5 protein-coding genes are annotated in these 9,637 nt (G+C 35.6%); 3 read left to right on the forward strand and 2 right to left on the reverse strand.

Translation table 11 applies throughout. From position 1 onward, the window contains the following. Positions 1 to 111: 111 nt before the first annotated feature. Together HMPREF3264_RS11700 and HMPREF3264_RS11705 are read right to left on the reverse strand one after the other, a co-directional pair. On the reverse strand, positions 112 to 2,904 hold the full coding sequence (locus HMPREF3264_RS11700) for a type I restriction endonuclease subunit R (protein WP_070873418.1): 2,793 nt from the start codon (positions 2,902 to 2,904) through the stop codon (positions 112 to 114). Positions 2,905 to 3,293: 389 nt separating this feature from the next. Next, complete coding sequence (locus tag HMPREF3264_RS11705) at positions 3,294 to 4,211, reverse strand: trypsin-like serine peptidase (protein ID WP_070873419.1); 918 nt, start codon at positions 4,209 to 4,211, stop codon at positions 3,294 to 3,296. Between the two features lie 436 nt (positions 4,212 to 4,647). Between HMPREF3264_RS11705 and HMPREF3264_RS11710 the strand changes: the two genes are divergently transcribed. From HMPREF3264_RS11710 to manA, 3 genes are all read left to right on the forward strand, one after another. Continuing rightward, complete coding sequence (locus tag HMPREF3264_RS11710) at positions 4,648 to 6,525, forward strand: BglG family transcription antiterminator (protein WP_070873420.1); 1,878 nt, start codon at positions 4,648 to 4,650, stop codon at positions 6,523 to 6,525. Between the two features lie 78 nt (positions 6,526 to 6,603). Next, entirely contained in the window at positions 6,604 to 8,583 is a 1,980-nt protein-coding gene (locus tag HMPREF3264_RS11715; protein WP_070873421.1) for a PTS fructose transporter subunit IIABC, read from the forward strand. A gap of 13 nt (positions 8,584 to 8,596) precedes the next feature. Next, a complete protein-coding gene (manA, locus tag HMPREF3264_RS11720) occupies positions 8,597 to 9,532 on the forward strand; it encodes a mannose-6-phosphate isomerase, class I (RefSeq protein ID WP_070873422.1) in 936 nt (311 codons plus the stop codon). Positions 9,533 to 9,637 lie beyond the last annotated feature (105 nt).

The raw sequence follows: 9,637 nt of genomic DNA on the forward strand, positions 1-9,637 counted from the left end.
TAGCACAAAATAAAATAAGTTAAGTGGGAACACCCACCTAACTTACAGTATTTATAGAATATTTTATAAAAGTAGTTTAAACCTATAATATCTAAAGTATCTTTATAGTAGTTAATTTACGGCTCCATACTTTTCAACGGTTTCTTGAACGAATGATTTAACATTATCAATCTTCTTAGTACGTACAAGCAATCCACCAGACACGCCTTCTTCAACTAAATTATTATCCAGCTGCCCACTATATTCATACTCATTGACAAGTTTCTTCAATAAATCAATTGGATATGTTTGGTCTTTCGCGAAATCTTGTAATTCGCCCTCTTTAACTTCCTCTTCAAATTCATAATACGCATCGTCAATTGCTGTACCTTCTTCAAGATGTGGAATCACACTATCCAAGAATTCACGAATTAAGTCTGCCTTCAGTCTTAATTTATCATCATCTGCTTGTTCGAGTAATTTACGAATTTGATGACGTGCTTTCTCAGTTTGTTCTTTATCTGTTAAATCAATTTGGTTCAATAAATCTAAAATATATTGAACGTTAATCAAATCGTTTCTTAATATCTCGACCTCGAAATCAATATCATCTAGAACTGAGACTTTCTCTATCGCTCTTTTATCTTTCTTACGAACTTCATCATATAAATTGAGATATTTACCTTTGAAATCTTCAAATGTTTGTTCTGCGATACCTATTTTATCTTTATCAAATTTAAATTCATCAAATGTTTTAAGCATTTGCATTAAACGTGCTAAATCACGGAAGATTAATACGAACGCTTTAATATCATCTTCACGCTCTAGTTGGTCTACTTTCTCAGGTGTGTCTGCAATTTTGTATAAATCTATTAATCGCTTCCTAAACTCAATCAAATATTCATCAAATGATGCACTTAGTACTGTATCGATATCATCTGTTTGAGAGAATAACTCAATTGCTTTATCCGTATTTTCTTTCAAATTTCGATAGCATACGATATTACCATAAGGTTTCGTATCTTCTTCCACACGATTCGTACGTGAATATGCCTGAATCAACGTATGATATTGTAGATTTCTATCGACGTATAAGGTATTTAACTTTTTACTATCGAAACCTGTTAAGAACATATCAACGACGATTAAGATATCTAATCGTTCACTTGGTATGCCATTCTTTACACGTTGAGACACATCGTTAAAGAATCCATCAAATGTGTCTGTAGAATAGTTTTTATTAAACATCTTGTTATAATCTTTGATGACTGTTTCTAACTCTTCACGTGAATGCTTGAAATTTTCATTTTTATGAATATCCTCATTAGGGTTGTAAGTAAAGATGGTAGAGACATTAAGATCGTGGAGACCCGCTTCTCTCATCTCTTTAAAGACTTTATAATATTTGATCGCCATTGGTATGCTTTGAACAGTAAAGATAGACGTGTATTTCTGATTACGCGTCTTCTTATGATGGTTCGTCACAAGATGTTGGGCTACTTTCTTAAGACGGTCGTCAGCCATCCAGATCTCATTCTCGTCTATCTTAGTCACATATTCTTCATCAATATTGTCCTTTAATGTGTCGAACGTATTGAGATATTCGACAGAGAACCCGAGTACGTTGCCATCACGTATCGCATCTTTAATTAGGTAAGTATGGAGACATTTACCAAAGATATCTGCCGTCGCACGACCGTCTTGACTCGCATTCTCTTCGAAACGTGGTGTACCCGTGAAACCAAAGTATTGCGCATTCTTGAAGTTTTGTTTTTTGACACGATGCATTTTTCCGAATTGTGTACGATGACATTCATCTATAATGAAGACTACTTTATCTTCTTTATATCGTTGAATGGCTTTATGTCCTGTTTTGATCGCATTCGCCATCTTTTGTATTGTCGTAACGATAAGATTCTGAGTAGGGTCTTCTAATTGTTGTAGTAATTTACGTGTATTGTCGGTAAGGTCGACGGAGTCATTTTCAAATTTATTGAATTCGGCGAGCGTTTGACTATCAAGGTCCTTACGGTCGACTAGGAAGATGACTTTGTTAATATTTGGTTCTCTAGAGAGGATTTGACTGGTCTTGAATGACGTCAACGTCTTACCGCTTCCCGTAGTATGCCAAATATAGCCATTATTATTCGTTTCGGTCGCACGTTTGATGAGCGCTTCAACCGCGTACACTTGGTACGGTCTCAGTGCCATCAGAATCTTGTCAGTTTCATTTATAATCATGTAACGACTAATCATCTTCGCTACTTTGCATGGACTGAGGAAGTCTTGGATGAAGTCCTTGAGCACATTGATACGTTGATTGTTCTTATCGCTCCAATAGAACATAAAGCTCTTGAAAATCTTTTGATCGCTGTTCGCGTAGTAGCGTGTTTCCATCTTATTACTAATAACGAAGAGCTGAATGAATCTAAACAGACCTCTGTAATTCTGCTTACGGTAACGTTCGATTTGGTTGAATGCTTGAGAGATTGCGATACCGCTTCGCTTCAATTCGATTTGAACGAGTGGCAGACCGTTGATAAGAATGGTTACGTCGTATCGACTCTTATATTGATCTTCAACAGTGACTTGGTTCGTCACTTGGAATTTATTCTTACACCACTTGTGCGTATCCATGAAGCTAAGATAGACTTTCGTTTCATCATCGCGTTCAAGGACATACTTATCCCTTAATATCATTGCACTTTCAAAGACACTTTTATCGCTAATGTCTATCATAATTCTGCGAAACTCAGCATCTGTTAATGGTTCGCCATTAAGTTTGTCTTTGTTACGTTCGTTAAGTATTGCGCGGAAATTATCTACGAGTTGTGCGTGATCTCGCAGTTGAACTCTTTCATATCCTTGGCTTAATAATTGTTGAATTACATCTTCTTCTAAGGCATATTCGCTTTGATACCCCATACCATCACCCAATAAAAATAATTTAATTAAAATATATCATATTTATTGACATCAATATATAGCGGAAAATAAAAAATGCACACGCAAAAGTTATTAATACAATAGCTTTTACATGTGCAGATTAATTTGAATTAATGATTGATAGGAGTGGTTGTTGAATCATCTGTTCTAACAATAATTTTTATATTTAAGACATTAAAAAAGAAGGGGTCTCCCCCCTTCCTTTTATCTTGTAATTCTCTATTGTTCGTATTTGTAGTATAGATTTTGATGGTCGTTAAAGTTTGATTCGTTGTCTTTATAACAACAAGCTATTATACGTTGTTTCCATTTTATAGTTAAGTAACTTGCGAGTAGTTCAAAAAATCTCGCCTTTACTATTAACTAGATTATGCTGCTTTTTTATAATTGTTGTTACCATCATGAGATTTTTCAAGGTTTGTATTTTTTTCATTTATTTGTATGCTTGGTATATTTTGTTTTAAGAAGTTTTGAACATCTTCATTAATGAATACTGCACTATTATGTTTGTGCTCTACACCACCATAATGTATACCAATCACTTCGTTGTTTTCATTAAATACTGGAGAACCTGAATTTCCTCCATAAGTACTTAAATCATATGTCATTTGGTTACCGTTAATTGATAAGATTTTACCTTTACTTTCCCACATTGTCGCTAAAGGTTTATCTCCTGGATATCCAGTCACTGTGATATCTTGGTCAGTTTGAGTATTTGAGTTACTACTAATTTTAGCTGGAGTTACAACGTCTCCTATTTTTTTATTATCTTCATTTGGGTGTACTTTTAAAATTGATAAATCGCCATTTCCTGGGTATTTTTTAATTTCTTGTCCTTTGAATTCACCGTTAGGCATCTCATTTTCACTTTTAGAAGATGGGGCAACACCGAGATTATCTGGGTTATTATGTGCGGCATCAACAATATGTTTATTTGTTAAAATTTCGTTTTCACCAACGACAATACCAGAACCTGAGGCAACGAGGTCACCATTGTCATTATAAATTTTCACAAATGAAACTGGGGCATAATGTCCTTCTTGCGTATTTGAGATTTGATGTCGATTGTTGTTCGGGAGGATAACACTTGGAAATTTTCGGGACCCGAGAGGCTTAACTTTCTTATTGGCTTTACCATTACCGTTTGTAACCTTCTTGTGACTTGCTTGATACATTGAATCAGCTTGTGGAGTACTTTTTTCGCTTGCCTGAGAGATATTTAATAAGACCGTGGTTGCTAAAATTGCAATTGTTATAAAACCTATAGATAAAAAAATTTTTCTCATTTTAAAACCTCCAATAGTTTTTTATCACGTGATAAATTTTTAATATATTTATAGGTTACAATTTATTTATAACTCAACAATGTGCATTTTTGTGTAATATTGCCTAATCGTTGGAAAAATTGCCTAACTGTTGAAAAACCTATATTATATTTATCTGAATTTTTGGTTTATTGTTAATATAACAATAGTTAAAATGATGGATAAATATTTATTCGCTTATGTTTCCAATGGTTCGCTTTTTTATATTTTTCTCAATGAGATTAATTTAAATATTATTATTTTTTTATCATTCGAAAGTTTACTATCTCTCTTCTCTAAATATCTTACTCATTTTCTATTCTCCAAATGTGCACTTGCCTATCCTGATGTTAGGGAGTACACTTTATTAGTAAAGTAAGCGTTTTCCTATTAAACTTTTGGAGAAGTGAGATGAACAATGATAAATAGACATATAAAACTAATTCAACTCTTATTGAACAACGCTCAAACATACATTAGTGGGAATGAAGTCTCCAATTATTTAAACGTTTCCAATCGGACTGTGAGAAATGATATTAAAGTGATTAATGCTACCTTTATTGATGAGGTCATTGTGAGTGTTAAGTCGAGGGGCTATCATTTAAATCTAGATCAGTACTCCGTTTCTTATATTGAGGATCAACTGAATGATTGGATCTTCAAAGAGAGAAAGTTGTTAATTACGATAGCTTATAAATTATTGATGGATGACCATACGTATACACTGAACGAATTGGCGGCACAGTTTCATTTGTCTAAGAATGATGTGCTCGATTGTGTGACACGTTTACAGCATTGGTGTGAGAAATTCGATGTCACGATGGCCATTAAAAGGAAACAAGGTATTATGATTGACGCGAGTGCTTCAAACTTAAGTAATGCCATTCTCCATCTTAATCAACTTACCTCTAATGAAATTAAAGTAGAAGATTTAATCTTACAAGAATTGCCCCATGCACATATTCAACGCATTCATCATATTATTAAACAACATATCCAAGAAGCCGATTTACAAACTTCAGATAACCAAGTGCGTCAGTTACTTGTGCATTTAATCTTAATTATTAAAAGGTCGTCATCCGAAGAAGTAGAATGGGAAGCTCATCCCGACTCTTTAGATATTGCTCGACGATGTATTGCTGATATTAATCAACAACTTGGATATCAACTCACTGATGAAACAAGTCATTTATTTTCATTTTTCATTAGCTACCATTTCAATCAGTTTGACTTGAGTTTTCAACGACTTTTTATTCAAGGATATATTCAGAGATTAATCCAATTGATGGAAGATACTGTGGATATTCCATTTTCTAAAGATTCCACTTTAAAAGAAAATATTTATATGCATTTTAGTCGTACGTATATACGGTTAATGCGTAATGTTTATTTAAATAATCCGTTGACATCGGAGATTAAACAGTTGTATCCATTTATTTTTAATACGCTTTATAATGCAATTGCTCAATTATCGAAAGATACTGATATACAACTCAGTGAAGATGAAATTGCCTTTTTGACGATTCATTTTCAATCTTCTATTGAACGGCAAATGCAATCTACAATGAACGTCGTCATCGTATGTTACTATGGCTTAGGTGTCTCAACCCTATTAGCTGAAAGAATTAAGAAGTTGAGTTCGTCGATTTCTATCGTCGATACGCTCAAACTTGAAGATGTAGAACACTATGATTTCAGCCAAATTGATGTACTCATTACAACGCATGATATCGACTTGTCGAATAATGATTTAAATGCTTTACCGAAAGTTGTTAAAGTTTCGCCGTTATTTTCAAAAGATGATGAAAGAACAGTGGAACATCTCATTCAATCCTATAGAAATCCTACATTACAAAGAGATGCCTTATCCCCGATACAATTTGTGGTTGAATCTGATATCGAACATACTGGTTCTGCCGTTGCGTTATCTATCTTTAAAAGAGCGCAAACGATCTTAGATGAACATCAAGCGACTTTAGATGGCTATATCGAATCCGCGATGGAACGCGAAAGACAATCTTCAACCTATATTGGAAACGCAATCGCTATCCCCCACGGTAACCCGGAAAAGGTTCTAAAGTCACATGTGATTATATTTAAAACGATCGATTCTATCCCATGGAAGCAACATAATGTGAAATTAGTCTTCTTCCTGGCGATTGCGAAAAAAGATGCACAGATGATGAAGAAAATCATTCAATCGATTGCTCAACTTGATGAACATACGGTCGATCAATGGTGTATGTTAGATGAGGTTGCCTTGAAGAATAAGTTAATCGCACGAATTAGAGAATAATTGCCACTAATAACGGCAATTATTCTTTTTTATATAGCATTGAATACGCTTACACTTTAATAAAGGAGAGTGAAAGCTATGAAAATACTTGCTATAACATCGTGCCCGAATGGCATCGCTCATACATATATGGCTCAAGAAAAATTAGAACAAGCTGCTGAAGAAATGGGCGTAGACATCAAAGTCGAAACACAAGGCGGTGTAGGTGCGGAAAACATTTTAACTGCTAAAGAAATTAAAGAAGCAGACGGCATTATCATCGCAGCGGATCGACAAGTCGATTTATCTCGATTTAAAGGAAAACGTTTAATCAATGAAAATGTTCGCGAAGGTATCCATCGCCCTAAAGAATTAATTCAACGTATCATCGATCAAGATGCACGTATCTATCATGGATCTGACTCAGACGCGTATGCTCAGTCAAATGATGCTGAGGATGACGAACATAAAAGCGGAATGCAAATGATTTATCAACACTTAATGAATGGTGTGTCTTTCATGGTTCCATTCATTGTTGTTGGTGGATTACTCATGGCTATCGCCTTAACTATTGGTGGCGAAACAAGTCCAAAAGGTTTAGTCATTCCGGAACATTCATTCTGGAAATCTATTGAAAGTATCGGAAGTTTATCTTTTAAATTTATGGTCCCTATTCTAGCTGGTTACATTGCCGTTAGTATCGCTGATAAACCCGGTCTTGTTCCGGGTATGATTGGTGGTGCAATTGCGGCTGACGGTAGTTTATACGGTAGTACTGCAGGCGCTGGCTTCTTAGGTGGTATTGTCGCTGGTTTCCTTGCTGGTTATATCGCTAAATGGATTAAACAAATTAAAGTTCCGAAAGCGATGGCGCCAATTATGCCGATTATCATTATCCCTATTATTTCCTCGGTAATCGTAGGTTTAATATTCATCTTTGTTATTGGTGCACCGATTTCAAGTATTTTCGCTGCTCTGACGACATGGTTAAAAGGGATGCAAGGTGCCAACATTATTATTCTTGCTTTAATTATTGGTGCAATGATTGCCTTCGATATGGGTGGCCCTATTAATAAAGTAGCCTTTCTATTTGGTTCCGCACTCATTGCTGAAGGAAATTATGCAGTGATGGGAATGGTTGCTGTCGCAGTGTGTACGCCTCCAATTGGTTTAGGTTTAGCAACATTTATCCAAAAACGTAAGTTCAATAAGTCTGAACGAGAAATGGGTAAAGCCTCATTTACAATGGGACTCTTTGGTATTACTGAAGGTGCCATACCTTTCGCTGCTCAAGACCCACTTAGAACGATTCCGGCTAATATGATTGGTGCGATGGTGGCTTCTGTTATTGCGGCACTCGGCGGCGTAGGCGATAGAGTTGCTCACGGTGGCCCTGTTGTGGCAGTACTTGGTGGTATTGATAAGTTGCTGTGGTTCTTTATTGCTGTCATTATTGGTAGTTTAGTCACAACGTTAGCGGTTTTAATTTTCAAGAGACATTCACCTGCAAATGACGTGAATACGTTAGCGACTGACACTGGCTTGGAAAATGATGAACCAACAGCAAACGATACTTCTTCACAAAATAGTGTAGCTACTTCAGCGCAACAAGATGCATCAGCAGCGAAGCATACTGAAGATCATGTATTTAGCGAAGACATTATCGATATTTCCAAATCTGAACTCACTCGAGATGAGGCAATAGATACACTTCTTTCAAAATTAAATGAACATCATTATATCTCTGACGTAGAAACAGTCAAAGACGCGATTCTTAAACGAGAAGCAGAGTCAACAACAGCTATCGGAATGAACGTAGCAATTCCTCACGCGAAATCAAATGCGGTGAAACAACCTGTAGTAGCAGTTATGAGTAATAGAAAAGGTATTCAATGGGAAAGTCTCGATGGTTCTTTACCACAATTGGTATTCCTTATCGCTGTTCCAAATGACAGTAACGATACACATTTAAGACTATTACAACGTTTATCAAAATCACTCATGCATGACGATACAAGAGACAGACTCGTACACGCTCAAGATAAAAGTGAAATCTACAATATTTTAAAAGGGATATAAAGGAGTGTAAGACATGGTATTGTTTCTCGAACCTGTATTTCAAGAAAGAATTTGGGGTGGCTCAGCTTTAACACAGTTCGGATATGATATTCCAAGTGATTCAACAGGAGAATGTTGGGCTATTTCAGCTCATAAAAATGGTCCTAACGTTATCCTAAATGGCAAACATCAGGGTAAAACATTAGACCAAGTATGGGATGAGGATAGAGCGTTATTTGGGAATGATGCTAGAACTCACTTCCCACTTCTAACTAAAATTTTAGATGCACATGATCAACTTTCTGTCCAAGTGCATCCTAACGATGACTATGCTCTTCAACATGAAGGAGAATACGGTAAAACAGAATGTTGGTACATTTTAGATGCAGAACCTGGAGCTGAAATTATTTATGGTGTAGATGCTGATTCACAAGCAGAGCTTCATCAATTGATTGATAACAAAGACTTTGATCATTTATTTAAACATGTACCTGTTCATCCTGGTGAATTTTATTATGTTCCTGCTGGTACTGTTCATGCCATCGGTTCAGGTATTCTTATTTTAGAAACGCAACAATCCTCAGACACAACGTATCGTATTTATGATTATGATAGAAAGGATAGTCATGGACATACGCGTGAATTACATTTGGAACAGAGTAAAGATGTTATTGATATTTCAAATCGACATCTTAATACGTCTCCTCTTACCAAAGAGATAGATGGGAATACGTACACGCAATTTGTTGCGAATGAATTCTTCACTGTTGAAAAGTGGACGATTAATCATCAGATGCAATGGGATAAACCACATGACTATTGCTTAGTTTCAGTGATTGATGGCGAAGGTAAAATATTTATCGATGATAAACCTTACGACATTAAAAAAGGCATGCATTTCATTCTTACATCAGAAGATCAAACAATCACATTTGAAGGAAACATCGAGCTCATCATCAGCCATCCTTAAAGTATACTTCCCCTCAGCTACAGTTATAATTGGGAGAACTATAGATAAAGACTGAATTTTAGTGAACAAACAAATTATTGATGGCGACACGCCTGCAGGAATAGC

It is taken from the genome of Staphylococcus sp. HMSC62A08 (assembly GCF_001839105.1).
Classification (GTDB): Bacteria; Bacillota; Bacilli; order Staphylococcales; family Staphylococcaceae; genus Staphylococcus; species Staphylococcus caprae.